Raw genomic sequence first — 26969 nt, 5'->3', positions numbered from 1 at the left:
TTGGTCCTCGTGACTCCGCCGTAGCGACCGTCCTAGGGGGAACGATGACCTCGGCCATCACACAAGAACAGCCGCCTCAGCCACCGAACGGCACCGCGCGGGACGACGGGTCGGAAGGAGCCGGTGTTCGAGAGGAGGAGTTCCTCTACCGGGATGAGTCCCGGCTCCAGGCAGGGTCGCTGCTGACGACCCGCACCATGGCGCGGCGGCTGCCCGCGCTCGTGCTGCGTTCCCTGAAAATGGCCTGGCGAGTCGACCGGAGCGCGACCATCGGGCTGCTGACGTGCCAGGTCGGAACCGGTGTCCTCGCGGCCCTTGGCCTCCTCGCCGTCACCGGAACGATCAACGCGCTGATCGCCTCGGGGGACATCGCCGAGCGGCTGTGGGACGCCGCCCCGCAACTGTCCGTCATCGCCGCGGCCACCGGTCTGCGCGCGCTGCTGGGCATCACGGTCGTCTGGCTGACCGGGCGGCTGCGACCGGTTCTCGGCCGGGCGGCGGAGCTGACGATGATCGAGGCCGCGCTCGGCGCGGAACTGGCCGCGAACAACAAGCCCGGCTACAACGACGCCTACGACATCGCCGACCGCGGCGCCAAGGTCACCCCCGACCTGGTGGAAGAAGCGCAGGACGTGCTCGCGGCGACCGCGACGCTCACGGCCGGCGCGGCCGTCCTGACCGTTCTGCATCCGCTGCTCCTTCCCCTCCTCTTCCTCGCGTGCCTGCCGCAGGCCGCCTCCTACGTCCGGTCGGCACGGGTGATCTACCTCGCCGGCCTGGAGACCTCCGGGCGGCGCAGGATGCTGGGCAAGCTGCGCTGGCACATGGCGTACATGGAGTCCAGCGAGGAGATGCGTGCCTGCCTGGCCGGCCCGTTCCTGATCGGCCGGTACCGGAAGCTGGCCGCCTCCGTCAACGCGGCGGAGCGCAAGGCCGCGAACACGGGCGCGTGGATGGGGCTGGCCGGGGCGGTCGCCGGCGGGGTGGCTTCGAGCGCGGTGTGGGCGGCACTGCTGTGGCTCCTCGCCTCCGGCCGCATGAGCCTGGCAGCCGGAGGGGGCGCGGTCTTCGCTCTCCAGACGGCCACCGGTTCCGTGCGCGGCATCATCAACGGCGGGGCCCGCCTGGTGCGCACCGGCTGGTACGTGCAGGACTGGCAGAACTTCCTCGACAACGCCCACGGCCAGGCCATGTCCGACTCCCGCGGCACCGCGGCCCTCCCCGCGGTCCCGGAACGCTTCGAGGTCCGCGACGTCACCTACCGCTACGACGGCGCACCGCAGAACAGCCTCACGGGCGTGTCCCTCCAAGTGCGGCGCGGCGAGATCGTGGCCCTGGTCGGGGAGAACGGCTCCGGCAAGTCCACCCTCTCCCGCTTGCTGTCCGGACTGCTGCTGCCCACCGAGGGCGAGGTGGCCTGGGACCACGCCGCAACGGTGGACATGGATCCCTGGGAGGCGTGGCGGCACGTCGCCCTGGTCCCGCAGAAGTTCACCTACCTCCCGCTGACGATGCGCGACAACATCACCTTCGGGCAGGGCGACACCGGCGACGCGGCCCTGCTCGCCGCGTGCGAGGCGTCCGGCGCCGCGGAGCTGCTGCCCGACCTCCGCTCCGGCCTGGACACTCTGCTGACCAGCGAGTGGTTCGGCGGTCAGCAGCTCTCCGGCGGCCAGTGGCAGCGGCTGGTGCTCACCCGCGCCTTCCACCGGCGGGCGGCGCTGCTGGTGATGGACGAACCCACGGCGGCCCTCGACGCACGCGCGGAGCACCGGATCTTCTCCGGCCTTCGTGAACTGGCCAAGGACCGCGCCGTCCTGCTGATCACGCACCGGCTCACCAACGTCGCTGTCGCCGACCGGATCGTCGTCCTGGACGAGGGCCGGATCGTGCAGGAAGGCACGTACGCCCAACTCACCCAGGAACCAGGGCTCTTCCAGTCCCTGTGGAACTTGCAGCGACGGATGAGCGGCGAGACCGCCTGATGCCCGGCGCCCGCCCCGCATCGGGCGTCCGCCTGCGCGCCGGCGGACGTGCGTCGCGTCATGCGCGGCATCGGCCGCGCGGGGACTCCGCACGGTTTGTCAGGAGGTCGGGGGCGATGGGTTCAGGAAGGTCAGCACCGAGGCGTCCTCTTCGATGAGCGGGACGAGGGCGGCGTTGAAAGGGCCCCCGTAGGGGGCCTCCAGGTGTGCCTGGAAGGCGTCCTCGTCCTGGTACACCTCGAAGATCCAGAACGCGCGGGGGTCGGCTGACTTGGTGTAGACGTCGAAGGCGATGTTGCCTTCTTCCGCGCGCACCTTGAGGGCGTAGTCCCCGATCAGGCGGGCGACCTCGTCCTGTGTTCCCTCGCGGGCGGTGAACTCGGCGAGCAGGGTCTTCTTCACGTTCTCGTGTCCTTGTCGCTTGTGGATGTCACGTGTGGATGGCACGTGTGGGCGAGCAGGGTGACGGCCCTGGCCGACGGCGTCGTCGTCCACGCCCCCGACCAGGTGTGTCATCGTTGACATCGAGTGGCCCGATGATGGGCGAGATCCGGCCGGTCCGTCAACGGTTCGGGCGGGATCGCCCGGCGCGGCCCGCCCGAACGTCAGGCGCCGCCCGCGGCCGTGAGTTGCGCCAACTGGTCCCGCCAGGGCGGATTGGGACCCGCGACCGAGCAGGTCAGGGCCGCGACCCTGGCGCCGAACCGGCAGGCTTCCGCGACCTCGTCGAGACCGAGGTCGGCGAGTCGGCCACCGAGGAGTCCGAGGGCGCCGAGGTGGTGCAGCAGGCCGGCGGTGAAGGAGTCCCCCGCGCCGACGGTGTCGACCACCCGCGTGGCCACCGCGGGCACGTGCACCCGTTCGCCGTCGAGCGAGGCCAGGGCGCCGCCCGCGCCGAGCGTGATCACGACGAGCCGCGCCCCCGCGGCGTGCCAGGTGTCGCACGCCTCCTCGGGCGGGGTGCCCGGCAGGAGGAGTTCCAGGTCGTCCTCGCTCAGCCGCAGGATGTCGGCGAGGGCGCACCAGTGCGCCAGCCGGGCGCGGTAGACCTCGGGGCGCACCAGCAGCGGCCGCACGTTGGGGTCGATGCTGACGGTGGCCCGCAGCCCCGCTGTCGCCAGGAACTCCTCCACCACCGCCCCGCCGGGCTCACTGACCAGCGCCAGCGACCCGGTGTGCACACAGGCCGTGCCGGACAGATCGACCTGCGCCAGTTCCTCCGCGGTCCACTGCCAGTCGGCCGTGTTCTGCGCGTGGAACGAGAACGCGGCCTGCCCCGCGGCGTCCAGCTCCGCCACCGCCAGCGTGCTGGGCTCGGCGGCAGCGACGGCGTTCGACAGGTCCACGCCGGACGCCTCCAGGTGGGCCCGGAACAGGCGGCCGAACACATCGCCGGAGAGCCGGGCGAGGAAGCGGGCCGACGTGCCGAGGCGGGCCAGGGCCACTGCCGTATTCGCAGGTCCGCCGCCCGGCAGCACCCGCAGGACGAGTTCGTTCGAGGCGTCTGCCGGTTCGGTGAAGGCGTCCGCGACGCACTCTCCCAGCACGGTGATCTGACGAGGGCTCATCGGGTGCTCACTCTCGAAGAGGATCGGAAGGGATCTGACGTTGCCGATTTGTGACAAGTGGAAGGCATTGACGTTGCCGGGATCCGGAGTCCATCATCCTCGCCAGGCGGTGTCAACGATGACATAAGTCAACGATGACACCCGGGCGGCGTGCTCCAGATCCCAACCCGTGCCGCTCGCTATATCCCACAGGAGTCGATCATGTCTCGCACCACTCGCCTCTCCTCCTCCCTCCTCAGAGTCGCCGCGGTCACGGGCGTCGCGGCCCTCACCCTGACGGCCTGCGGGTCCGGCTCCGGTTCCGGTTCCACGAGCTCCGACTCGGGCGGCGTCAAGGTCGGTCTGATCACCAAGACCGACACCAACCCGTTCTTCGTGAAGATGAAGGAGGGCGCGGAGAAGGCCGCCAAGGAGAACGGCGCCCAACTGTCCACCGCGGCGGGCAAGTTCGACGGGGACAACGCCGGGCAGGTCACCGCCATCGAGAACATGGTCGCCGCCGGGGTGAAGGGCATCCTGATCACCCCGAGCGACTCCAAGGCGATCGTGCCCGCGATCCAGAAGGCCCGCGCCAAGGGTGTCCTGGTCATCGCCCTGGACACCCCGACCGACCCGCAGAGCGCGGTCGACGCCCTCTTCGCCACCGACAACCTCAAGGCCGGCGAGCTGATCGGCGAGTACGCCAAGGCGGCCATGAAGGGCAAGACGGCGAAGATAGCCGCCCTCGACCTGGCGCCGGGCGTCTCCGTCGGCGTCCAGCGCCACAACGGCTTCCTGAAGGGCTTCGGCGCCACCGACAAGGACGTCGTGTGCGCTCAGGACACCGGCGGCGACCAGGCCAAGGGCCAGACGGCGATGGAGAACTGCCTGCAGAAGGCGCCCGGCATCAACGTCGTCTACACCATCAACGAACCGGCCGCGCTGGGCGCGTACACCGCACTGAAGGCCAAGGGCCGGGAGAAGGACGTCCTGATCGTCTCCGTCGACGGCGGCTGCACCGGCACCCAGGCCGTCAAGGACGGCAAGATCGCCGCGACTTCGCAGCAGTACCCGCTGAAGATGGCCGCCGAGGGCGTGAAGGCCGTCGTGACGTACGCCAAGGGCGGCAAGAAGGCGTCCGGTTACACCGACACCGGCGTCACCCTGATCACCGACAAGGTGCAGGCCGGGGTCACCTCCAAGGACACCGCCTACGGCCTGGCGAACTGCTGGGGCTGAGCCGCACCTCAGGACCGTACGACACCGCCGCTCCCCTTCAGCGGGGCGGGCGGCCCACCCTCCCCAGCCAGGGTCGACCGCCCTCCTTGTCCCGGCGGCGGGGCTTGTGCCCTCGTCCTCCGACAAGGACATCTGTCTTCCGACAAGGATTTCGCATGACAGCCACGACCACGCCGTACGCCGAGCTCACAGCACCGAGCGCGGCCCGCAGACTGCTCACGGCGCCGACCACCGGACCTCTGGCCGCCCTCCTCCTGGCCTGCGCCTTCTTCGCCTTCTCGACCGATCAGTTCCTGACCGGCGGCAACTTCTCGCTGATCGTGCAGCAGGTCATGGTCGTCGGCACCCTCGCCATCGGACAGACCCTGATCATCCTGACGGCGGGGATCGACCTGTCGTGCGGGGCGGTGATGGCGTTCGGCAGCATCGTGATCGCCAAGATGGCGGCCGAGGGCTCCGTGCCACCGCTCGTCGCGATCGCGCTGGGGCTGGCCGTGTGCGGCGGGTTCGGCCTGCTCAACGGGCTTCTGGTGCAGAAGATCCCGCTGCCGCCGTTCATCGTGACCCTGGGCATGCTCAACGTGGCGTTCGCGCTGACGCACATCTACTCCGAGGAGCAGACCGTCACCAGCCTGCCCGGCTCGCTGACGGCCCTCGGGGAGACCTTCCCGCTCGGCCACACCGACATCACCTACGGCTCGCTGGTCACCATCGCCCTGTTCCTCCTCCTCGCCTACGCGCTGAGCAGCACCGGCTGGGGCCGCCATGTCTACGCCCTGGGCAACAGCGCCGAGGCCGCCCGGCTGAACGGCATCCGCACCTCCCGCCTGACCATCGGCATCTACACCGTGGCCGGTCTGCTGTACGGCGTCGCCGCCCTGCTGCTCATCTCCCGCACCGGAGTCGGCGACCCGCAGGCCGGGCAGACCGACAACCTCGACAGCATCACCGCCGTCGTCCTCGGCGGCACGAGCCTCTTCGGCGGCCGCGGCTCGGTCCTGGGCACCTTCATCGGCGTCCTCATCGTCGGCGTGTTCCGCAACGGCCTCCAACTGATGGGCGTCGCCTCCATCTACCAGACCCTGATCACCGGCGTCCTGGTGATCCTCGCGGTGACCGTCGACCAGATCTCCCGGAAGAAGGCCCGATGACCGCCACCTCCTCCCCCACGCCCGTGCTGCAGGCCCGCGGTCTGATCAAGCGGTACGGCCAGGTCACCGCCATCGACGGCGCCGACTTCGACCTGCTGCCCGGCGAGGTCCTCGCCGTCATCGGCGACAACGGCGCCGGCAAGACCAGCCTGATCAAGGCTCTCACCGGCGCGGTGGTCCCCGACGCGGGCGAGATACGGCTGAACGGCGAGCCCATCGCCTTCTCCGGCCCGCAGAGCGCACGCGCCCACGGCATCGAGACGGTCTATCAGGACCTCGCCGTGGCCGCCTCCATGGACATCGCGTCGAACATGTTCCTCGGCCGCGAGCTGCGCCGCCCCGGTGTCCTCGGGAATGTCTTCCGCATGCTGGACAAGAAGCGCATGCGTCAGGAGGCCGCCGAGCACATGGCCGACCTGAAGATCGGCCTGCGCTCGCTGACGCAGTCGGTGGAGACGCTGTCCGGCGGACAGCGGCAGGCCGTCGCGGTCGCCCGTTCCGTCGCCTGGGCGCGCTCCGTCGTCGTCATGGACGAACCCACCGCCGCCCTCGGCGTCAAGGAGTCCGGCCAGGTCCTGGACCTGATCCGCCGGGTCCGCGACAAGGGCATGCCGGTCGTCCTGATCAGCCACAACATGCCGCACGTCTTCGAGATCGCCGACCGGATCCACGTCCACCGCCTCGGCCGGCGCGGCGCCCTGATCAAGCCCTCCGACTACTCCATGGCCGAGGTCGTCGCCATCATGACCGGCGCGCTCACCATCGACGAGGCCGGAGATACTGTCGTAGCGGATTCGGAGGCAGCGAAGGCAGCCGGAGTCCAGGCCACCTGACAGCACAACCCGCTCTCGCACCTTCCGGCCGAGGCCGCGGCCGGAACCGAGAGCCCTCAGGAGACGGTTTCCTCCATGGCAGCGAACCGCCGCCCCACCCTGGCCGACGTCGCCCGAGAAGTCGGCGTCAGCGCCAAGACGGTCTCCCGAGTCCTCAACGAGGACGGGCCCGCCTCCGCGCAGACCAGGGAACAGGTACTGGCCGCAGTGGCCAAGCTCGGCTTCCAGCCGAACCTCATGGCCCGCAACATCCGTGTCGGAGGACCCGACACCACCATCGGCCTGGTCATCCCCGACCTCGCCAACCCGTTCTTCGGGGCCGTCGCCCGCGCCATCGAGGACACCGTCCGCGAACGCGGGCTGACCCTGCTCATGGGCTCCTCCGCGGACGATCCCGCCCGCGAACGCGCCCTGACGGACAAGTTCCTCGCCCGCCGCGTCAGCATCCTCATCGTCGTGCCGTCCGTCGGCGCCGACCACACCCATCTCAAGGCGCACCGCGCCGCCGGCCTGCCCGTCGTCTTCCTCGACCGGCCGGGCACGGGCCTGGCCGCGGACAGCGTCGTCAGCTCCAACCGCACGGGCGCGCACGACGGCGTCGCCCATCTCATCGCCCACGGCCACCGGCGCATCGGCTTCGTCGGCGACCTGCCCACCAAGCTCCACACCCGCCGCGAGCGCCTCGCCGGCTACCGAACGGCCCTGGAAAGCGCCGGCATCCCCTACGACCGCTCCCTGCTCACCAGCGCCCACGACCAACACGGGGCGTCCGACGCCACCGTCCAACTCCTGGGCCTGCCGGATCCCCCCACCGCTTTGTTCGCCGGCAACAACATCGTCGCGCTGGGCATCGTCACCGAACTCGCCCGCAGCGGACGCAAGGACGTCGCCGTCGTCGCCTTCGACGACGTCCCGCTCGCCGAGGCCCTCGAGCCGGCCCTCACCGTCGTCGCCCAGGACCCGGAAGAGCTCGGCAGAACAGCGGCGGCCCGAGCCCTGGCCCGCCTCGACGGCGACCGCACCCGCGCCCACACCATCACCGTCCCCACCCGCCTCATCATCCGAGGCTCAGGCGAACTCCCCACGGACACCGCGCGAGAGGCTTGAGCGGAGGCGTTCGGTGCGGGGTGAGGCGCTCGTCGGAGTGGCTGGAGTTGGCCTGTCGACCGGCGGTGGTGGTCCTGCCGCGACCGGTCAGGCGTGGGTGCGTCTGGTGTCGATCCAGTAGCTCTCGGCGTCTCGGTCCACGACTCGGTGCAGAGGATCGCGGACCAGCCTCGCCGCCGACCCCGCCGGGACGACGATCAGCCAGTAGAGCAGGAGGAGGGCAAGGTTCCTTGTGGTTGTGGTGAGGGCCATGGGGCGGTTCTCTCTTGTCAGGTTGGTCAGTCGAGGGGGATTTCGGTGCGCCAGTCGGCGTCCTCGTGCCAGGGTGGCTGGTTCTCTTTCAGGAGGAGGAAGCCGCCTAGTACTAGGACATCGATCCGGGTCCGCATGAAGCACGTGTACGCCTCTTCGGGTGAGCGGACGATGGGCTCGCCCCGCACGTTGAACGAGGTGTTCACCAGGACCGGGCAGCCGGTTTCGGCCTTGAACGCGGTCAGCAGGCGGTGGAAGGCCGGGTTGGCCTCCCGGCTCACGGTCTGCACGCGCGCCGACATGTCCACGTGGGTGACGGCCGGGACGGTCGAGCGGTGGATCTTCAGACGGTCCAGTCCTCGGGGGCCGGCCTCCGTGTCGGCGTCTGTGGTGGAGTTCGGTGCGGGCAGTCGTTGGGCTGCGGCTACGTCGGCTACCACCAGCATGTAGGGGCTCTCCTGCTTGAGTTCGAAGTAGTCCTGGGCGTCGTCGGCGAGGACGGCCGGTGCGAAGGGGCGGAAGGACTCCCGGAACTTGATCTTCTGGTTCATCGCGGACTGCATCCCGGTGTCGCGGGGGTCGCCCAGGATCGACCGCGCGCCCAGGGCACGCGGCCCGAACTCCATCCGGTCCTGGAACCAGCCCACCACCTTGCCCCGCGCCAGCTCCGCGGCCGTCCTGGCCGCGAGCGCGTCCGTCCCCAGCCGGGTGTACGGCACACCCGCGCCGTCCAGGTACGCCTGGATCTCCTCGTCGCGGTAGGCGGGGCCCAGCAGGGCGCCGGACATGGCGTCCCGGCCGCTCCCGAGGTGGGCGCGCTCGGCGCCGCCCTCCATCGCGACGGCCAGCGCCGCGCCCAGGGCACCGCCCGCGTCACCGGCCGCCGGCTGCACCCACACGCCGTCGAAGATCTCCTCGCGGATGACGTGGCCGTTGGCGACGCAGTTGAGCGCCACCCCGCCCGCCAGGCACAGCCTGGTCTCGCCGGTGCGCCGCTGCGCCTCCCTGGCCAGCCGCAGCACCGCTTCCTCGGTGACCTGCTGCACGGAGGCGGCCAGGTCGAACTCGCGCTCCGTCAGGGGGCTTTCGGGGTGGCGGCGCGGACCGTCGAAGAGTTCCTCGAAACGGCGGCCGGTCATCACCTGACCGCGCAGGAACGCGAAGTGGCGCATGTCCAGGCGGAAGGAGCCGTCGGGTTTGAGGTCGATCAGCCGTTCGCGGATCAGGTTCGCGTAGCGGGGGGTGCCGTAGGGGGCCAGGCCCATGAGCTTGTACTCGCCGGAGTCCACCTTGAATCCGCAGAAGTAGGTGAACGCGGAGTACAGCATGCCGAGCGAGTGGGGGAACCGCAGCTCGGCCAGGGGTTCGAGCCGGTCTGCGCGTCCGTGCCAGAGCGAGGTGGTCGCCCACTCGCCGACCCCGTCGATACAGAGCACGGCCGCGGACTCGTAGGGGCTCGGGAAGAACGCCGAGGCCGCGTGCGACTCGTGATGGCGGCGGCAGACGATCTCCGGCACCGCTTCGAGGCCGAAGCCGGGGCCGGGGCCAGGGTCGAGGGCCGCCAGCTCTCGGCGAATGGTCTGTTCGGGCCGCCGTTTCCAGCTCAGCCATTCCGGCAGGGTGTCCCGGAACGCGGCGAAGCCGAACGGCGCGGCCCCCGCGTACGAGGCCATCACGCGGCGGAACTTGAGCGCCGGATCCTCGTAGTAGGCCACGGCGCTGACGTCCCGCAGTGTCGCGCCCGCCTCGGCCAGGCAGTACGTCACCGCGTGTGCCGGGAAGGACGGGTCGTGGCGGCGGCGGGTGAAGCGCTCCTCCTGCGCCGCGGCGACGACGGTCGCGCCGTCCACGAGTGCCGCCGCGCTGTCGTGGTAGTACGCGGAGATGCCCAGAACGAGGTCAGCCATGGTGAGCGCCCTCTCCGTCGGCCTGGGCGCCGGGCTTGCCGGGCCTCGGGCCGAACAGTGCCGTCCCGATCCTCACCTGCGTCGATCCCGCAACGATCGCGGCCTCGAAGTCGCCGCTCATCCCCATGGAGAGGGTGTTCCACGGGTGCCCCGCCGCGACGTGCTTGGCGAACAGGTCGGCCAGTACGGTGAAGGCGGGTGGACCGGTCACAGGCATCGCCCCCGTCGCCGGCTCCGGTTCCGTCTTGCGCGGAATGGTCATCAGGCCGCGGACCGTAAGGCGCTTCAGGTCCTGGATCGACTCCAGGAACGGGTCGAGCCGATCTGGGGCGAGGCCCGCCTTGGCCGGATCGCCGTCGGCGTTGACCTGGACGCACACCTGGAGCGGCGGCAGGCCGTCGGGGCGCTGCGCGTCGAGCCGTCGGGCCGCCTTGTGCGAGCAGAGCCCCAGCACCCAGGAGAAGTTCTCCGCCAGGAGCCTGGTCTTGTTGGTCTGGATCGGACCCAGGTACACCCACCGGGCACCCGAGCCGCCGAGTTCGGCCGCCTTCGGGACGGCTTCGCCGACGTAGCTCTCGCCGAAGCGCTCCAGACCGAGGGCGAGGGCCTCGCGGACGGCGGCGGCCGGGTGTCCCTTGGACACGGCGAGCAGTTCCACTTCGTCGGGGCGTCGGCCTGCCGCCACGGCCGCGGCAGCCGTTCGTGCCCGCAGGGCCTCCAGTCGTTCTCGCATCACGTCACCACACTCCACAGCGCGGCCGCGGCGAGGAGAAGGAACACCGCGGGAGGAATCCAGGGCAGGACACCGCGTACGGGACTGAACCGGTCGGTGGCCGGGGCGAGTTGGTGGCCGAGCAGGCCCGCCAGGGTGTTCACGGTGAATCCGGAGAGGTTGAAGGCCAGCCCGAAGGCGAGCAACTGCCAGGAGCCGGCTCCGGAGGGCACCAGTTGGGGAAGGATCGTCAGGAAGAACAGGGCGATCTTCGGATTGGACACGTTGAGCAGGAAGCCCTTGACGAACGGGCGGGACCCGGAACCCTGTTGGGTGGCGCCGTCCTCCCCTTCGTCCTGCGTGCCGCGCGGGACACTCGTCCAGGCCATGTAGGTCAGGAAGCAGATTCCGATGAGCTGCACCGTGGTGTACGCCGTCGGAGCCGAGACCAGGAGCGCAGCGAGCCCGGTCACGGTCGCCACGACGTAGACGAAGACCCCGAGTTCCACGCCCAGAGCAGCCCGGACGCCGGCCCGCGGACCTCTGCTGACGCCGCTCGCGACGCAGTGCAGCATCGCCGGCCCTGGTGTCAGGTTCACCACCAGGGCGACAGCGATGAAGGCGAGGACCTGGCTCAATGCGTCTCTCCCTTGTTCTCGTGGTTCTCACGGTTCTGCCGGGTCTCGTACGCGCGGGTGGCTTGGCGGGCCGCCCTTCTGGCGAGCAGTCCGTCGGGCGGGGTCAGTGACCGGTAGCCGGTCCTGACCCGCTCCCAGATCTCCGGTTCGCGGCCCTGGCCCAGTACGGCGGGCACGGTGGCCAGGTACGCGTCCACCGCGTCGGCGGCCCAGGCGGAGTGGCCGGTGGCGATGTTGTCGATGGTGTTGTGGATGTCGACGAAGCGGGTGCTGAACCCGTACTTCTCCAGGGCGATGCGAGCGCGCCGGTAGCTGCCGCCGACGCCGGACAGTTCCATCGCCACGTTCAGTCCCAGCACTTCCGGCAGGAAGGTACGCGGCAGCCGCCCGACGCACAGCCAGTACACCGGCAGCTCGAACGACTCGTCGCGGAACCCGGGCCACCGCGCGAACTCGCGGGAGGCCGTGGGCGGCAGTTCGACGCCCATCTCCCGCAGGACCTCGCGGTAGATCAGGGGGTGGTTGAGGTGGAGGTCGCCGTTGCCGAGTTCGTCCCAGTAGGTGGAGAAGAGGAGATGGCCGACGTCCGAGGAGGCATGGCCGTAGTCCGTGAAGCCCTGCAGCCAGCTCCCGTCTATCAGGGTCAGGGGCGCGAGCTGCACCGTGGCCTCGATCAGCGCCTCCTTGGTGGGCAGAGGGGTGCCCGCCCCTTGTTCGAATTCCCGGCCGTGCCGGTCGTGCTGCTCCTGAAGCCACGGGCGCAGCCCCCGTGGATCCCGGCGGCGCGGAGGCAGATGCGCGGCCGTGTCCCACCCGACGCGGGAGCGAGCGAGCCGGCCGTGCACGTATCCCGTCGCGTACTGGTGCAACGCGCGCGTGTCCGTACGGCTGAGCAGGAGGTGGTACGCCTCGCGCAGCGAACCGGGTGCCCGATCGGGCTGTGCGGCGACGCGTCGCCATGCCACGGTGGGTGCGGGGAGCGGCGGGGGCTGTGCCGCGCCTTGTCCGGTACGGTCCGCCCCGCTACGGCCCTCCCCCTCACGGCCGACTTCCTTACGGCCAACTTCCGTACGGTCAACTTCCTTACAGCCGTTGCAAGTTGGCAGGGAACGGATCCAGCGTCGGATCACGGCCTCGTCCGTGGGTGAGAAGATCCGGAACATCGGACCGTTCTCGGAGATCAGGCCGCGCAGCAGTGGGCTGCGCTCGGGGTGTCCCGGTCTGACGAGGCGGCTGGTCGCGAGGGCCCGGAGCAGGCCGTGCGGTGCGGTGCGGGCCTCGGTGAACCAGTCGCCGAGCGAGCGGCCCTCGAACTCGAACTCCCGGTGGTACAGGGCTGCTTCGCGGGCCCGGAGCCTCAGCAGCTCCGCCATGTCGTAGGCCGGATCCAGGGCGGCCGACACCTCCTGGTCGAGGCCGCTGCTCCAGTGCCGCAGCAGGTCCAGTGCCCAGCGGAAACCCGTGAGGAGCCCCGGCGCGGCCGGAGTCTCCGCCAGCAGCGCGGCAGCGGCGGCGCGTGCGAGCGCGAGGCCGGTCGGCGCGTCCGGGTGACGGGCGGCCCCCGGGTCCAGGGCGGTCCAGTCGGCCGCCGCCGGAAGCAGCTCGCGCACCGCGGCAAGGGGCGGGAGCAGCCCGACGGCGCGCAGGCACAGATCCGCGCCCAGCAGCTCCGCGCGGTGTTCGTCGGGCCGTCGGCTCATGGCCAGGAGCAGCGCGGGCAGGGCGAAGGCCAGGTCGGACACCTGCGGGTCCTGGGCCAGCCGCGCGGCGGGTACGACGCGCTCCGCGAGCCGCAGATGGTGCAGCAGCGCCAGATACGCGCTGCCCCGGTCCGCGCGGGGATGCCCGGCGCCCAGGTCCTGGGCGTAGAGGGAGAGTGTGCGCATCGTCAGTTCGCTGTCGCCGTTGCCGGGACCGCTCAGCCACTGCAGCCAGGCACCGGAGACCAGCGCGAGCGGGGCCGTGCCGAGGACGGCCCGGCGGACCAGGGCGTCCCGCGACTCCTGGTCGGCGGCCCGGGCCGCGAGTGCGCGATAGCGGTCACCGGCCCGGGCCGACCAGTCGCCGGCCCGGCACTCCCACTCCTCCAGGGCATCGGCGGTCGCCGCTCGCGCCTCGGCCGGCTCGTCGGGGATCGTGACCAGCGGGGGGATTCCTTCCGGGTCCGCGACCTGGACGTACAGGGTGCGGCAGTCCGCCGCGGCGACCCGGGAGCGGAGGCCGGCGGTGCCGGTCTCCGCCTGCTGGCGTTGCATCGACGCTCCTCCTGTGGTTCCGATGCTTCTGGTGGTTCCGGGGTGTCAGAACATCGGGTAGATGGAGGCGTCGTCCTTGGACTTGGACCTGCGCTTGGACCTGTACTTGGACCTGTACTTGGGTTTGCACGTGCGCTTGAGGAATCCGAGCAGTCTGTGCAGCAGTGCCATGAGTGGCTCCCTTCGGAAGCGGCGGGTGCGGGTGCGCGGGGTCAGGTCAGGTCCAGGCCGGTGGCCAGGAGGCCGGCGACCAGGTCGTAGCCCTCGTCGGTGAAGTGCGCGCGGTCCACGAACAGCCACTGCCGGGGATCCGCGGCGGCCGCCACGAGCGGGTTGAGATCCAGGAACGCCACGTCGTGCTTGGCGCACGCCTGCGCGATGCCGTCGGCGTAACGGCGTCCGACCTCGGCGGGGGCGATCTCCCCGAAGAGCCGCCAGAACGCCGACTCCTTCCGGTCCAGTTCGGCGAAGAGTGCAGCCTCCTCGCGGGCGGGTGTCTCGCGTACCCAGGTGGCGAGCGGCTGGAGAGCGAAGGAGACGCGGGTGCCGGATGTGCCGGCGAGCACTTTGAACCGCTCCAGGTCGAGCGCCGTGCGCTCGACGGCGGTCGCCAGGCGTTCGTCGAGCGTCACCGGCGTCTCGTCGGAGGGTGCCTGCGGCGCGGCGGTCCTGCGCTCCCCGAGCCCGAACCGGCCGGTGCGCCTGGCCTTGCGGTGGCGCGAGCGCAGCTCCTCCATCTGCTGGTAGTACTCGCCGGAGAAGAAGAAGGCCCCGTAGTCGCCTTGCAGGGCGCGGGGCAGACCGGCCAGCGCGAGGTTGTTCAGCCCGGAGAGGATGACGATCCGGTCGACCGGAGGCAGCATCTCGCGGTGCAGCAGGTAGAGCATCGTCTCCTGGGTGGAGCAGTAGCCGCGGGCGCCGAGGTTCAGCCAGGGGGCGGACGGCGCGTACCGGGTCCACAGGCGGGATGGGATCGAGGCGGCGTCGCGGGTGGCGCCCACGCCGAACGCGGTGGAGCTGCCCGCCAGTACGTTGACCGTGCCCTCGGCGGGTGCGTCGACGACGGAGGCGGTGCCGGTCGCGCCGTGCGAGACACGGAACCCGAGGCGGTCCGTGTTCACGACCTCGGATCGGTAGTCAGCGCGGTGGAAGTACATCAGGTAGGGCACCCAGCGGGTCTCCGCGCGGTCGACGAAGTCGTCGTACTGGGCCATCTGCGGGGTCAGTGCGCTACGCCTTGCGTTCACGACGGAAGCTCCGGGTCTTCAGGGAACGGCACCGTATTGAGCGTGCGTGCCGACAGGGGGCGCGTACACACACCCGGGGTGTCGTGTCTGCGTCTGGCGCGGATGCGTCGGGGGTCGCGAGGGGAAGTCGTACGAACCGCACGGGGATCGTCAACTCCGTCTAAAGTGGGAGTGATTGGGTATTCGAGCCGCTTTCTGGGGGTATGGCGCGCGGCTCAGACACACGGGGGTGTGCACGTGGAGGTATCCGGCCTTCATGCCACGGGGGAATGGCCTGTCCTGGACGAGGAGACCCGGGTCGTCTACCGGTTCCTTGCCGAGGTCCCCGACGGCGTCTCGACCCACGAAGTGCGGGCGCGGACCCGGCTGTCCGCCGAGTCGCTGGACCGGGCGGTCGGCAAGCTGATGGCGCTCAGGCTGCTGTGCGCGTCCTCGTGGGAGAAGGGCACGCTGCGGGCCGTCCCGCCCGACTGCGCCAGGGTGCAGCTCGTCTGGCCGATCGTCAGGGAGCTGAACCGGCGTCAGCGTGAGATGGACGCCGTCCGCGAGGTGTACTCCGAACTCGCGCAGGTCTACGAGAACGCGACGCTGCACGGAGCCAGGACGAGCCCGTTGGAGGTCGTACGGGATCTTCCGTCGGTCCGTCAGACGCTCACGCGGCTCGCGGCCGAGGCCACCGAGGAGGTGATCACTTCGCAGCCCGGCGGAGCGCGACCCGCCGAGGCGCTCGAGGAATCGCTGGCGCGCACCGACGAGTTACTGGACCGGGGCGTCCGGCTGCGGACCCTCTACCAGCACACCGCACGGTTCAGCCCGGTGACCACGGAGTTCGTTCAGCACGTCAGCCAGCGGGGAGCCGAAGTCCGCACCCAGGGCGACGGGTTCATGAAGCTGCTCCTGTTCGACGGCAAGGTGGCGGTGACCGCGCTGCGCGACGACCGGTGCGGCGCGTTGGTCGTCCGGGATCCGCACGTGGTCGACGTCATGCGGACGGTGTTCGAGCGGGCGTGGACGACAGCCGTCCCGTTCCGGCCGAGGTACGACCCGGTGACCGTCGACCAGGCCCTGGACGACATCAAGACGACGATCGCCCATCTGCTGACGGAGGGGCTGGAGGACAAGGTCATCGCCCGTCGGCTGGGGATGTCGTTGCGGACCTGCCAGCGTCACATCTCGGACATCATGCGGAGGCTGGGGGCGCGGAACCGGCTGCATCTCGGGTATCTCCTGCACTCCCACCGCGTACCGGAGCGGGCCATGGTCGGCCGGCGGGTGCCCAGGAGCTGAGGAAGCGCAGCGCGTCGTGCGATGTCGAGCCGGGTTCCGCGGTGAGGACCATGAGGCGTTGGCCTGAGCCGTCGGGGCTGTCCCAGATGTCGCAGTCGAGGGTGAGGTCCCCGACGGCGGAGTGCCGGTAGCGCTTGGTGCCGTGGCCGGCGGAGTTGACGCGGTGTTCGGCCCACCAGGTGCGGAAGTCGGCGTCCTGTACGGAGAGTTCGCCCACGAGTCGGGTGAGGGCAGGGTCGTCGGGGTCCTTGGCCGCTTCCATGCGGAGGGCGGCGACCGCGTCACGGGCGTCGTGTTCCCACTCGACGTGCAGGGCGCGCAACGCGCGGTCGGTGAACAGCAGGTGCACGTAGTTGCGGCGGGCGGCGGGGACGCCGGCGAAGTCGGTGTAGAGCGCGGTGGCGGCGTGGTTCCAGGCCAGGATGTCCATGCGGGTGCCGAGCACGAGGACGGGGGTCTCGGTGAGCTGGTCGAGGAGTCGGCGGGCGGCCGGCCGTACGCGCTGGGCGGCCCGTCGGCGACGCGGTCTCGCGTCGGTCTTGCCCGCGATCTCGTAGAGGTAGGTCTGCTGGTCGTCGTCGAGGCGCAGCGCACGGGCGAGGGTGGCAAGCACGGCTGCCGAGGCCTGGACCCGGCCCTGCTCCAGTCGGGTGTAGTAGTCGACGCTGATCGCGGCGAGGTGGGCGACCTCCTCGCGGCGCAGCCCCGCGACTTTGCGAGGGCCGTCGGTTTCGGGCAGACCGACTGCGCGGGGGGTCAGCCGGGCCCGGCGAGCCTTGAGGAACGCGCCGAGCGCGCCGGGCTCGGAAGGCGGAGTCATGCATCCATTGTGGGCGCTGTCCCGTGCCTGCTGAGGGGGCAGGTTTCTTCCCGGGCAGGATGGTGGCTCTTTTGCCCGTACGGGAGCGGGGCGACGGTGGGAGCACGCCGTGGCACGGTGCCCGGCCGGAACCCCTCTCGCGGTGGGTTCCGCCCCGACTGCGCAACGGAGCTCTTCGCGATGCGAACGGACGTCACTTTCGACAGCGCCGGCATCACCCTCGCCGGCCATCTGTACACCCCGCCGTCCGCCGGCGCGGGCACGCGTCCGGCGGTCGTCGTCGGCCACCCGGGCAGCGGGGTCAAGGAACAGACGGCCGGGCTGTACGCGAGCCGGCTCGCCGAGCGGGGTTTCGTCACCCTCGCCTTCGACGCCGCCTACCAGGGCGAGAGCGGGGGCACCCCGCGTGGCCTGGAGGACCCGGCCCACCGCGTAGAGGACCTCAAGGCCGCCGTCTCCTACCTCACCACCCGCCCCGGGGTGGACGCCGACCGGATCGGCGCGCTCGGCATCTGTGCCTCCGGCGGCTACGTCCTGCCCGCCACGGGCGGCGACCACCGGATCAAGGCCGTCGCCACGGTGAGCGCGGTGGACATCGCCCGCCAGTTCCGCCTCGGGGCCGAGGGCACCCAGGACCCGGCGGTGTTCCAGGGCATGCTGGACGCGGCGGCCAGCGCCCGCACCGCCACGGCCCGCGGCGAGACACCGCAGGCGCTCACCCTGTTCCCCGAGTCGATCGAGGAGGCCCGTGCGCTGGGCGGCGAGCACGGCGGCGAGGGTTTCGCGTACTACCGCACCCCGCGCGCCCAGCACCCGCGCTCGGCGTCGTTCTTCGACTGGACCGGCATCGACAGGATGGCCGCCTTCGACGCCTTCGCCCTCATCCCGCTCATCGGCCGGCGCCCGCTGCTGATGGTCGTCGGAACCCGTGCGGTGACTTCGTGGATGAGCATCGAGGCGTTTCAGCGAGCGGTCGGCCCCAAGGAGCTGCACTGGGTCGAGGGGCGAGCCATGTCGACCTCTACGACAAGGAGCAGTACGTCGGCCCCGTGGTGGAGAAGCTGACCGGCTTCTTCGCCGCACAGCTCGGCCACCAGGGCCGCCAGGGCCGCCCGGAGTCTCCCCGGGTGGCCCTGGCGGCGCGCTGTTCCTGATGTACCTGGTGTTGCTGATGTACCTGGTGTTGCTGGTGTTCTGGATGCGGGTGGGTCAGGTCTGCTTGAGTTTCACGGCGGTGCCGTGCCACTCCCCCAGTACGGCCACGCTGCGGAAGATGGTCTGGAAGGACGCACCGATCCGCCGGGCGGGTCCGCGCAGTTGGCGGCTGGACGTGCCGAAGAGGTTGACCAGTGCCATCACCTCCTGGAAGTCGGCCGCCGCGGTCTGGATGTCCGCGGAGATCTCGGCCAGGTGGTCCAGGGTCTCCGCGACTCCGTCCGACCATTCGCCGCGCGGGGTGTTCGCCGCCCATTCCAGGAACGCCCCGAACGCGATGACGCCCGCCCGCATGCGCTCGGCGAAGCGTTCGGCCGCGGCTTCGAGGTCGCCGGCCGGACCGTCGATGGCTTTGGCCAGACGGTTGACCACCGCCAGCTTCATGCTCATCGAGGCACCGGGATGACTGACCCGCACCATGTCCTCGGTGAGGAGCTCCAGCATCGCCCCGAGATCCGTCAAGGCGGACTCCACGTCCGCCATGTCACCCGACATGGCCTCCAGTTGCGCTTCGGCCTCGACGACCAGGTCGAACAGACCGGGGGCGTCCGGGTCGGGTTCGGCAGCCGGGTCGGGGGACGGAGTCACGGCAGCCATGCCGGCCATGGGGGGCATGGGTGTCACCGGGGTCGCCGCGCTGAAGGCGTCGTTCAGGAGGGCCGTGAGCTGCTGCCGTGCCGTGACCGCGCCGACGGGGTGGGACGGCAGCTCGACGAGGGGAATCCGGCCCGCCCCCGGCGGGGTGGCAGAGCCCTCGGTGACGTGGACGGTGCACCGGCCGAGTGCGTGGCGCATGCCGAGCCCGAAGGTCAACTCCTCGTCGGAGCCGCCGAGTTCGGCGACGACGACGTCCACGTCGACGACCAGGCGCAGCAACTGGTCCGCGGGCAGACCGGCGCCCGTCAGCTCGTCCGCCCGGAGCAGGGTGAGGCCGAGCTGTTCACAGGTGGGGCGCATGACGTCCTCGTAGAAGAGCGTCGACCGGGCCGGGGACCGATGCGGCCCGGCGACGGTCGTCGCGCCGATGGCGAGGCAAGTGGGCATGGCAGGCTCCTTCGGAGATGTTCGTGGGTGCGGTGTGGTGTGGTGTGGTGTGTCTTGTCGGTGGAGGTGCGTCGAGGTCAGTCGAAGAGGGTGAGCGCCACTCCGTCGGCGATCTCATCTGCGAAGACGGGGCGCTCCTCGATGCCCAGCGCGCGCAGCAGGTCCACGGTGCGTACCCGGTGGCGTCCGCCGACCCGGACCGTCTCGCAGGGGAAGAGTTCGCGGGCGACGAGCCGGTAGGCGGTGCCCCGGCACATGCCGAACGCCCTGGCCGCCGTCCGCAGATCCACGCTGACCGGCAGGTCGAAGATCTCGCGGAAGGTGAGCGCTGTCTCGTCGCGGTCGGTCATCCGTTCCTCCCGGTCCGGCGCAGGGAGATCGCGCCCACCTGGCGGCCCCGGCGCTGGTGCCGGCCGTCGGTGGCCGTGTCGGCCAGGCCCCAGGCCTGGGCCAGCGCGCCGATCCGTACGCCTTCGACGCGGTGCGCGGGGACGGTGATCCGCAGACCGGCCGAGAGCCCGGCCGACGGTCCGGGCACGGGGGCGGCGACGCCTCCCACGCCTTCCACGTCCTCCACGGCATGCTCGGGGCGGGTTTTGCGCCATACGGTCCAGGCCCGTGAACAGGCCGTACGCAGCACCTGGCCGCCGGGGTCGGCGGTGTCGGCCTCGACCTCCGCCAGCGCTTCGAGGTAGCACGTGACGAGTTCGGCCTCGACGTCCACGCGTTCCGCCCGGCAGTAGTTGGTGATCCTGAACGCGGTACGGCGGAGCCCGGGCAGCCCCAACCACACGACTGCCGACGGCCAGTCGGACCCGTCGGCGCCGAGGCGGCCCCGTTCCGCGATCTGGTGCCAGAGGGCGGTGCGCGCGGCCGGGGCGGCGGAGCGGTCGTACAGCATCTGGCGGGCCTGCTCCAGCGTGATGGGAACGTCGTCCGATCCGGCTGATCCGGCTGATCCGGCTGATCCGTCGACGAGTCGTAGCTCGGGTGTCGGGTTTCGGCCCGCGCATTGACGCTCCACGGCGGTGAAGAGTCCGGGGTGAGGGGGAAGTGGCATCGGTTCCTCCTGATCGATCGGTCCGACAGTCCGACAGTCCGTCAGTCCGTGAGTCCGTCAGTTCGTGTTCGGGGGTGGGGGCTTGCCGCGCCATGCGGTCAGGAGCCGCACTGCCAGTTCCTTGCCGGGCATGGCGTCCGGGCCGCGGTCGACGGCCAGGAGCCAGCGGAGGAAGCCGGGGTGCCGGGCTTCTGCCAGGCCTGCGAGGAGTTGCGTCAGGGCCAAATCCGGCTGCTGCGTGCCGTCCGCCCCGCAACACCAGTCGAGGAGGACGTCGCGCATGGACGGGTAGGCGGCCGACTCGTTCAGCGCGTGGCCGGTCAGCTCGACCATGCGCGAGGCGGTCTCGGCACCGGCGAGCACCTGGCTGCCGCACCAGGCGAGGTCCGTCCCCGCCATGTCGGGAAAGGTGAGGGCCGCGACCAGGCCTGGTACGCCGTCGAACTCGGCCCAGTCCCGCAGCTCGCCCAGGATGGTTCCCCTGGCCGGGGCGTCGCCCGCCGCGAACCGCTGGAGCAGCACCACCGCGACGGTGGCGGCGACCGTCACGTCGTCCGCGTCGTCCTGGTGGTGGCCAAGGGTCGCCATGATCCGGAACATCAGCTCCAGGGCCCGGCCGACCGTGGACTCGCCGTAGTCCGCGCGGCAGGCGTGCGCCACCGCCTTGCGCAGGGCCGCCTCGGGCGCGACGCTCCACTCGTCGAGCAGCTCCGCCGCCCTGGCCGCCGTGGCCGGATCCCGGGCAGCCGTGCCCAGGCAGCGGGCGGCCACCTCGACGGCCGGCGGCCACGCGGTCAGCGGCAGGTGGCGCAGGAGGTCCAGGGTCCTGCCACCGGTTCCCACGGCCAGGGCGGCGACCGCCCGCCCGGCCCGTTCGATCTGGTCCGGTTCGTCTCCGGTCCCGGCGAGCCACACGTGCAACAAGGGCAGCAGGTCGGTGTGTTCACGGCATACGACGTCCCACACGGCATCGCCCACGGCCGGCCAGAAGAACGACACCGTGTCGTCGTCCGGGGCACCCGTCCCCGTCCCTGCCTGCGGTGTGCGGTGCGCACCGAGGGCGCGCAGGGTTGCGGGCAGGGTTACGGACCGGGGGCGTTGACGAGGCGCGCCGCGCAGGCTCAGCGCTGCCGGTTCCCGCTCCCGCTCCCGTTCCCGCTCCCGTTCCCGTTCCCGTTCCCGTTCCCGTTCCCGGCCGGAGCCTGCCAGCCCCAGCCCCAGCAGGTCCGCCGCCCGCTCCGCTACGACGCCGTGGTCCAGGCCGCCGTAGACACTGAGCGAGAGCAGGTGGGCGAGGAGTGCGGGGTCTTGCTGCGCCCTGGCCATGAGTTCCGGGGCCTCTGCCCGGGCCAGGGCGTGTAGCACCTCGGCGCAGGTGACGTCATGGGAGGCACCGTCAGCGGCGCCCAGCCGGGCCACGGTTTCCGCCGCCTGTGCGGCATGGCGGGGCGGCAGTTCGGCGGGCAGCAACTGGTCCAGGAAGCCCGATCCCAGGGAGCGCAGCAACCGGGCGCGCACGTCGTCGTCGGGGCAGACGTCCGCGAGGTGGGCGGCGAAGACCTTCCGTGGGTCGGGTGGCTGGTGCCGCAGGACCGGGGTGCCGAGGTGGTCGGCCAGGGCGGTGGCCAGGCCGGGGGCGTCCGCCAGCACGATGAGGAGGCGGGCGCCCGCCTCCGCCAAGGGGGCTTCCAGCCGGGACAGGTCCCAGGGGCGGAGTTCGAACGGATCCGGGGGCTCCATCACCAGGTAGCCGTGCACGCCCTGCGGTCGCGGCCCCCACCGGGTGAGGTCGACCGCGCCGTCCACCTGGACCAGCACGGGATCCTCACTGCCGTGCGCCAACAGATTGAGGGCATGTGTCTCGCGGCCGGTCCCCGGTGCGCCGACGAGTACGGAGACGCCGGCGTCGAGTGCCGCGAGCGCGCCCTCGAAACCGGGCGGCGGCACGAAGCGACGCCGTGCCGCCTTCAGGTCCTTGGCCCGTACGGGGCCCTGACGCATCGGTCCCGCGGCAGGGCTGCCGGCCGCCGCCATGGTGGACACGATCTGGCGCTGATCTCCCGTCACCACACCGGTGTTGACCGTGCCGTTCGGCGCGACGACCACCGTCTCCCGCCCTGCGGCCAGGGCCGCGACGAGAGCGTCGATATCACCGGCCTGGAACGCCTCGGACGCCTCAGATTTCACCGTCAACTCCGTCGGCGAGATGGCCGGAGAAGTCGATGGACGTGATGTGCTGGCCGCCGTGGACGGTGCCGGTATTGATGATTCCGCGCTCGGCGTTCAGCACCATGGCGGGCTGGACTTCCGGCTCTTCGGCGTTATCCGGCTCCTCGAATTCCTCTTCTCTCATGTCGTCGAGATTCGCGCATCCCCGCCCACCCGTCTGCTCCCGGAGTGCACACGGAAAGTGACCGCAGTCACATATGCTGGGCAGTGCAGCGCGCTGCTCACATAAGGAAGACGGGCACGCCGCCCGAAGGCAACGCGCCCGTCCAGCTATGAGAGTTACTCGGCTTGTTCGAGTTTCAGTTGGACATGCCGGGAACCTGGCGGCCCAGCGCGGAGATGCGGTCGCGCAGAATGTAGGAGATTTCCTTACGTTCCTGGTCGGTCAACGTTCCGAGCAGGACGGCGAGTTCTTCCTGCCAGTCGGAGCGCGGCGGGCTGAGCAGGTCCTGATGGTCCACCGACCAGTCCAGCACCTGGCGCACCTGATCGGGGTGCCGGAGCAGCCAGAGCGCCGCCAAGGACACCGGTCCGGCGTGCAGCGCCTGGAGGCAGAACTCGTATTCGCCGCGCCGGCTGGTCGTCCAGGAGTAGCGGACCCCCTCGTTCTCCTGCTGGCCGAGGAGGAGTTCCTCGCCGGTTTCCCGGAGCCGTACGTCGAACACCCGGTAGCTCAGGCCCGTTTCCTCGACGCGCTGCGGTATGCCCAGGTGCTGCATGATCTCCGGGGCGCCGAGCCCGTTGCCCGCCACCGTCTGGGCCTCGGCCAAGTCGCGCAGGACGGCGGTGAGACGGGTGCGGACGACGTGCCAGCCGTGCACTGTTCTCGTGCGCACGACGCGCACCGGATCGTGCACCCACCACGCCACCCACAGGTCCACCGATTCGGTGCCGTACACGGTGGGAAGTCCGATGGCCCGGGTGTCCACGTGCTCGGTGACGTCCACGCGGAAGACGTCGGTGTAGCTGCCGCCCGTGGCGGGCGCCGCGGCCTCGTCCGGCACCGGCAGATGAGCGCCCGTGTCGTCGGGATCTCCACGGTGGCCCAGTACGAAATAGGCGCCCTCGGTGTCTCTGAGCACGAGGGACCAGTCCCTCGCGGCGGACCAGCGGTGACTGATGATTTCCCGCCAGGGCGGTCTGACCGTCCGGACGTAGAGCCGCTCGGCCGATTCGTCGCTCACGCCGCCTCCCCCTGCACTCCATTGCGCCATCGGTCGATGGAATTCCGGGCGAGGTCGTGCCCCGCCCAGCCTTCGGTGTCTCTTTCGCTCATTTCCACGAACAGCCGGAACTCACCGTGTCGCATGGAGCGTGCCAATGCGGCGAAAAGATGTTCCACGGCCCGGGCCAGGGTTTCGTCCCACCGGCCCCAATCCGCCCACCGCAACAATGCCGCGCAGGTCATGTCGAACGAACCGTCCGCATTCAACGCCCGGCGAATGACGTCGATGATCAGCCGCCCCTGAGCGGTCTCGTCGGCAAGCTGTCGCTGGAACCACTGCGGGGCCGGCGACTGGAGCAACTGGGCGAACAGGACGAGCAGTTGCTCCGGGTCCGACTCGTCGGCGGTCAGCCACTCCCACAGACGGCCGAACACCGCCTCCTCGTTGCCCGCCTGGAACAGGCTCAGGATCGCCACGCGCACCGCCATGCCGACCCGGACTTCCCCCTCGTCGTGTCCGTCGCCCGTCCGCACGCCACGGATGAGGGTGTGGAGCAGACCCAGCGCCACATCGGTGCGCGACAGCCCGAACTCCGCACCGCACGCGTACGCCACCGTGGTCCTCAGATGGGGGCTGACCGCCAGGCTCCAGCGCTGGAGGCGGTAGCGCACCTCCGCGACCAGCACGGGGTCCTCGGCGGCGATGCCCAGGGCGTGCGCCGCGATGAGGCGGCTGGTGGTGCGCTCGGACTCGGCCAGGGCCTGAACGTGGCGCAGTGCCCGGCGTCCGCCTCCCCAACTCGTCGCCATGCCCATGACCCGGCCCACCGGTTGCGTCAGTTCGCTGTCGCGGTTCACCTCGCGCAGCCACTTGACGAGCAGCTCCGACAGTTGGCCGTACTCCCGCCAGACATGTCTGAGGACGGTTTCGGCCTGCCGGTGCCTGACGAAGGCGACCGTTTCCACGCTGTGCGCGTAGGCCCCGTCGGTACGGATCTGACGCGGCTGCCGGGAGGCCCGGACGGCGTGCAGCAGTTCCGTCAGGGGGCGCCGGAAGACGAAGTCCGGGTTGGGCTGTCGCTCGTTGCGGGTGCCCTGGGAGTCCGTCGCCGGTAACACCGCCGTCAGGCGCCCCTCGGAGAGTTCGAGGAGCCGGTCGGCCTCCTCCCTCACGATCCGGTGGTCCAGCCGCTCGAAGACGCACGCGGCCAGCAGGAAGGCCAGGGCGTCGGGGTCGTCGCGCAACTTGCCTATGAGTTCCGGGACTTCGCGCTCGGCCCGGTAGCTCAGCCGGGCCCGGAGGTCGCCGAGCGCCGTCGCGTCGCCGTCGGCCTCGACGATGGCCGTCACCAGCTCGACGACTTCGGCCGGCACCAGTTCGGGGACCAGGAGTTCCCCCAGCAGGGGGCCTTTCAGTGCCGTCAGCAGGCGCTCCCGCTCGCGCTGGTCCGGTACCTCCGCCGCGAAGCGGCTGCCGAACACCGCGGACGGCGGCGGCGGTTCGCACATGACGGGGCGGACATGGAGGTCTTGTTCGAGGCGGCGCAGCAGGGCCGTGTCGTCGGGCAGGACGATCACCATGCACGCCTCGGCCTCGTCCAGCAGGGAACGCACATGGCCGAGCACGCCGGGTCCGAGCGGGCGGGACGGGAAGAGGCCGTCCACGAGGTAGCCGCGCGCCGAGGTGTCGGCGGGCTGCCACCGGTCGAGTTCGGTGACGCTGTCCAGGGCGCGCAGCGGGGCGTCCTTCCCGCAGCGCTCGCGCAGGAGGTTGAGTGCCGCGGTGCGGCGGCCCGATCCCGGGCGTCCGGCGAGGAAGAGCAGCCCTCGTCGCAGCTCCGCGAGGGCGTCCGGGAACCATGCGGGTTCCGCGAACCCGAAGGCGGCGGCCCGCACCTCCGCCTCCGGGACCGGCCCCTCGTGCACCCTCGCCGCACGACGTGTCCGCCGCTCGTCCGTCGGGTTGTTCCGGTTGTTCTGGTTGTTCTGCACCCGTTGGCCGCCGTGGACGGAGCCCGCGTTGATGTTTCCGCCCGGGGCGTAGACGATCGGCGCTCCCAGTCTGCCCGTCGCTCCGCCGAGGGCGGCGAACAACTCGGACACGTCGTGCTCCGGTTCGGCGCGCGACGACTCGTCCTCGGACCGGCCCTCGGACGTCGGCCCTTCGTCCGGTGTCTCGTCCGGCGCTTCGTCCGGTGTTTCGTCCGTGGTCACGATCGGCCCTGGTTCTTGTCGCCGCGGACCTGGTCGCCCTGGAAGCCGCGGACGCGACCGGCCTTGTTTCCCTCGACGTGGTCCCCGGCGACGTGGTAGTTGCCCACGCTCTGACCGCCGTGCACCGTACCCGTGTTGATGTTTCCGTTGGGCGCGCTGTTCTTCACCCGGCTCCCCTGCGGCTTGGCCTTCTTCGGCGGACGGGCGTCCTCGTCGGCACCTTCCCGTACCGCCGCCTCGGCCGTGCTGCCGCCGTCGGTCAGCGCCTCTTCGTACAGTGGCCCGGACGGCTGGGGTACGTAGATCCAGGCCCGTTGGGCGAAGGGCTTGCCGTCCACGGTCGCGGCCACCTGCACGAAGTGGTCGAGGTGGCGCCCGGTGTAGCCGCCGGCGACGGCGTCCTCGTAGCAGCGGTCCGAGAGGATGGCCGCCACGTGCGTGATGTTCTCCTTGTGCGAGGCGAGGACGGCTTTGACGGGGACGGAGTCGAGCAGCCGGTGCGTGTCGTTGCGCGCCGTCCCGTTCCCGCCGAACTCGTCGCCGGTGTCCGGCAGCGGGCCGATGTGCAGGCTGACCCGGAGCCTGATGGGGACCGCGCCGTGGGACAGCACGTTGTAGTCGGTCAGCACGTCCTGGAGCGTGAGCAGCAGGGGATGGATCACGAAGGGCATCAGGGTGGGGTCGAACCCGAAGACGTAGCCGTCGCCGGTCGAGGCGGGGAACCTGCGGTCGTTCCAGAGCTCCCGCAACTCCGCCCGCACCAGGGCGGTTTCGAGGAGTCGCGGGACGGCACGGCTGATGATCTCGTGCTCGATGGCGGGGTGCCCCGTGAAGCCCTTGGCATCCACGGCCAGGATGCCCCGATAAGGGGGCAGCGGACGACTCCGGGTGTTGGGACCGGAACTCTCCTGGGGCAGGTCGCCGATGTGCTCGCGCATGTGTCGCTCCTCCGTGAGGCCCCGCCCGGCCCGTCGCAGGGCCGGGCGGGGACGCGGGTGTTCGGGGTGGTCGTGCCACTCGAGCTTCACAGCGGGGGCGTGGACGGTCCGCTTCGCGAGTGCG

24 protein-coding genes and 1 pseudogene are annotated in these 26969 nt (G+C 71.0%); 7 read left to right on the top strand and 18 right to left on the bottom strand.

What is annotated here, in order from left to right; translation table 11 throughout:
* Positions 1 to 44 precede the first annotated feature (44 nt).
* Positions 45 to 1985 (top strand): ATP-binding cassette domain-containing protein, encoded by a 1941-nt coding sequence (locus tag BMZ82_RS04015; RefSeq protein ID WP_093771672.1) that lies wholly within the window; start codon positions 45 to 47, stop codon positions 1983 to 1985.
* A 99-nt stretch (positions 1986 to 2084) separates the two neighbouring features.
* On the opposite strand, the gene BMZ82_RS04010 is transcribed toward BMZ82_RS04015, so the two are convergent.
* A complete protein-coding gene (locus BMZ82_RS04010; protein WP_093771670.1) occupies positions 2085 to 2387 on the bottom strand; it encodes a putative quinol monooxygenase in 303 nt (100 codons plus the stop codon).
* 203 nt (positions 2388 to 2590) lie between these two features.
* Positions 2591 to 3553: a carbohydrate kinase family protein gene (locus BMZ82_RS04005; RefSeq protein ID WP_093771668.1), complete on the bottom strand. Its 963-nt coding sequence runs from the start codon at positions 3551 to 3553 to the stop codon at positions 2591 to 2593.
* Positions 3554 to 3754: 201 nt separating this feature from the next.
* Here BMZ82_RS04005 and BMZ82_RS04000 point away from each other — a divergent pair, with 201 nt between their 5' ends.
* The 4 genes from BMZ82_RS04000 (at position 3755) to BMZ82_RS03985 (ending at position 7862) form a co-directional block, all read left to right on the top strand.
* Complete coding sequence (locus BMZ82_RS04000) at positions 3755 to 4771, top strand: sugar ABC transporter substrate-binding protein (protein WP_093771666.1); 1017 nt, start codon at positions 3755 to 3757, stop codon at positions 4769 to 4771.
* Positions 4772 to 4926: 155 nt separating this feature from the next.
* Entirely contained in the window at positions 4927 to 5922 is a 996-nt protein-coding gene (locus BMZ82_RS03995; protein ID WP_093771664.1) for an ABC transporter permease, read from the top strand.
* Positions 5919 to 6755, top strand: coding sequence for an ATP-binding cassette domain-containing protein (locus tag BMZ82_RS03990; RefSeq protein ID WP_093771662.1), 837 nt, complete (start codon positions 5919 to 5921; stop codon positions 6753 to 6755). The genes BMZ82_RS03995 and BMZ82_RS03990 overlap by 4 nt, the downstream gene beginning before the upstream one ends.
* A 75-nt stretch (positions 6756 to 6830) precedes the next feature.
* Positions 6831 to 7862: a LacI family DNA-binding transcriptional regulator gene (locus BMZ82_RS03985; RefSeq protein WP_093771660.1), complete on the top strand. Its 1032-nt coding sequence runs from the start codon at positions 6831 to 6833 to the stop codon at positions 7860 to 7862.
* A gap of 87 nt (positions 7863 to 7949) precedes the next feature.
* Here BMZ82_RS03985 and BMZ82_RS40555 read toward each other — a convergent pair whose 3' ends face one another.
* The 7 genes from BMZ82_RS40555 to BMZ82_RS03960 are packed head-to-tail and all read right to left on the bottom strand — an operon-like array spanning position 7950 to position 14873.
* Positions 7950 to 8114, bottom strand: a complete 165-nt coding sequence (locus BMZ82_RS40555) for a hypothetical protein (protein ID WP_177244363.1) — start codon at positions 8112 to 8114, stop codon at positions 7950 to 7952.
* A 26-nt stretch (positions 8115 to 8140) separates the two neighbouring features.
* Positions 8141 to 10021: a carbamoyltransferase family protein gene (locus tag BMZ82_RS03980; protein ID WP_093771658.1), complete on the bottom strand. Its 1881-nt coding sequence runs from the start codon at positions 10019 to 10021 to the stop codon at positions 8141 to 8143.
* On the bottom strand, positions 10014 to 10754 hold the full coding sequence (locus BMZ82_RS03975; protein ID WP_093771656.1) for a YggS family pyridoxal phosphate-dependent enzyme: 741 nt from the start codon (positions 10752 to 10754) through the stop codon (positions 10014 to 10016). The genes BMZ82_RS03980 and BMZ82_RS03975 overlap by 8 nt, the downstream gene beginning before the upstream one ends.
* Positions 10754 to 11371 carry a LysE family translocator gene (locus tag BMZ82_RS03970; RefSeq protein ID WP_093771654.1) on the bottom strand — a complete coding sequence of 206 codons (618 nt, stop codon included), beginning with the start codon at positions 11369 to 11371 and terminating at the stop codon, positions 10754 to 10756. The genes BMZ82_RS03975 and BMZ82_RS03970 overlap by 1 nt, the downstream gene beginning before the upstream one ends.
* The gene (locus BMZ82_RS03965; RefSeq protein ID WP_093771652.1) at positions 11368 to 13626 is read right to left on the bottom strand and encodes an iron-containing redox enzyme family protein; all 2259 of its coding nucleotides are present in this window, start codon (positions 13624 to 13626) and stop codon (positions 11368 to 11370) included. The genes BMZ82_RS03970 and BMZ82_RS03965 overlap by 4 nt, the downstream gene beginning before the upstream one ends.
* 45 nt (positions 13627 to 13671) lie before the next feature.
* The gene (locus BMZ82_RS41520; protein ID WP_256251745.1) at positions 13672 to 13797 is read right to left on the bottom strand and encodes a hypothetical protein; all 126 of its coding nucleotides are present in this window, start codon (positions 13795 to 13797) and stop codon (positions 13672 to 13674) included.
* Between the two features lie 41 nt (positions 13798 to 13838).
* A complete protein-coding gene (locus tag BMZ82_RS03960) occupies positions 13839 to 14873 on the bottom strand; it encodes an SGNH/GDSL hydrolase family protein (RefSeq protein WP_093771650.1) in 1035 nt (344 codons plus the stop codon).
* A 237-nt stretch (positions 14874 to 15110) separates the two neighbouring features.
* Between BMZ82_RS03960 and BMZ82_RS03955 the strand changes: the two genes are divergently transcribed.
* On the top strand, positions 15111 to 16160 hold the full coding sequence (locus BMZ82_RS03955) for a helix-turn-helix domain-containing protein (protein WP_177244362.1): 1050 nt from the start codon (positions 15111 to 15113) through the stop codon (positions 16158 to 16160).
* Here BMZ82_RS03955 and BMZ82_RS03950 read toward each other — a convergent pair.
* Complete coding sequence (locus BMZ82_RS03950) at positions 16054 to 16980, bottom strand: helix-turn-helix domain-containing protein (protein WP_093771646.1); 927 nt, start codon at positions 16978 to 16980, stop codon at positions 16054 to 16056. The genes BMZ82_RS03955 and BMZ82_RS03950 overlap by 107 nt on opposite strands.
* 180 nt (positions 16981 to 17160) lie before the next feature.
* Between BMZ82_RS03950 and BMZ82_RS03945 the strand changes: the two are divergent.
* Positions 17161 to 18134 (top strand): annotated as a pseudogene (locus tag BMZ82_RS03945) (alpha/beta hydrolase).
* Positions 18135 to 18189: 55 nt separating this feature from the next.
* Here the strand turns inward: BMZ82_RS03945 and BMZ82_RS03940 are convergent.
* The 8 genes from BMZ82_RS03940 to BMZ82_RS03905 all read right to left on the bottom strand — a co-directional run bounded on the left by BMZ82_RS03940 (position 18190) and on the right by BMZ82_RS03905 (position 26845).
* A complete protein-coding gene (locus BMZ82_RS03940; protein WP_093771644.1) occupies positions 18190 to 19239 on the bottom strand; it encodes a ferritin family protein in 1050 nt (349 codons plus the stop codon).
* A 77-nt stretch (positions 19240 to 19316) separates the two neighbouring features.
* Positions 19317 to 19589, bottom strand: coding sequence for a MerR family transcriptional regulator (locus BMZ82_RS03935; RefSeq protein WP_093771642.1), 273 nt, complete (start codon positions 19587 to 19589; stop codon positions 19317 to 19319).
* On the bottom strand, positions 19586 to 20299 hold the full coding sequence (locus BMZ82_RS03930) for a hypothetical protein (protein ID WP_093771640.1): 714 nt from the start codon (positions 20297 to 20299) through the stop codon (positions 19586 to 19588). The genes BMZ82_RS03935 and BMZ82_RS03930 overlap by 4 nt, the downstream gene beginning before the upstream one ends.
* A gap of 57 nt (positions 20300 to 20356) precedes the next feature.
* On the bottom strand, positions 20357 to 22486 hold the full coding sequence (locus BMZ82_RS40550; protein ID WP_107487635.1) for a hypothetical protein: 2130 nt from the start codon (positions 22484 to 22486) through the stop codon (positions 20357 to 20359).
* Positions 22476 to 22652, bottom strand: coding sequence for an S-type pyocin domain-containing protein (locus tag BMZ82_RS03920; RefSeq protein ID WP_093771638.1), 177 nt, complete (start codon positions 22650 to 22652; stop codon positions 22476 to 22478). The genes BMZ82_RS40550 and BMZ82_RS03920 overlap by 11 nt, the downstream gene beginning before the upstream one ends.
* A gap of 175 nt (positions 22653 to 22827) precedes the next feature.
* Positions 22828 to 23712, bottom strand: coding sequence for a hypothetical protein (locus BMZ82_RS03915; protein WP_093771636.1), 885 nt, complete (start codon positions 23710 to 23712; stop codon positions 22828 to 22830).
* Positions 23709 to 25907 carry a hypothetical protein gene (locus BMZ82_RS03910; RefSeq protein WP_256251744.1) on the bottom strand — a complete coding sequence of 733 codons (2199 nt, stop codon included), beginning with the start codon at positions 25905 to 25907 and terminating at the stop codon, positions 23709 to 23711. The genes BMZ82_RS03915 and BMZ82_RS03910 overlap by 4 nt, the downstream gene beginning before the upstream one ends.
* Complete coding sequence (locus BMZ82_RS03905) at positions 25904 to 26845, bottom strand: hypothetical protein (RefSeq protein ID WP_093771634.1); 942 nt, start codon at positions 26843 to 26845, stop codon at positions 25904 to 25906. The genes BMZ82_RS03910 and BMZ82_RS03905 overlap by 4 nt, the downstream gene beginning before the upstream one ends.
* Between the last annotated feature and the right edge of the window lie 124 nt (positions 26846 to 26969).

This window comes from Streptomyces sp. yr375, assembly GCF_900110755.1.
Taxonomy (GTDB): Bacteria; Actinomycetota; Actinomycetes; order Streptomycetales; family Streptomycetaceae; genus Streptomyces.
This window is presented reverse-complemented; position numbering and strand designations above follow the sequence as displayed.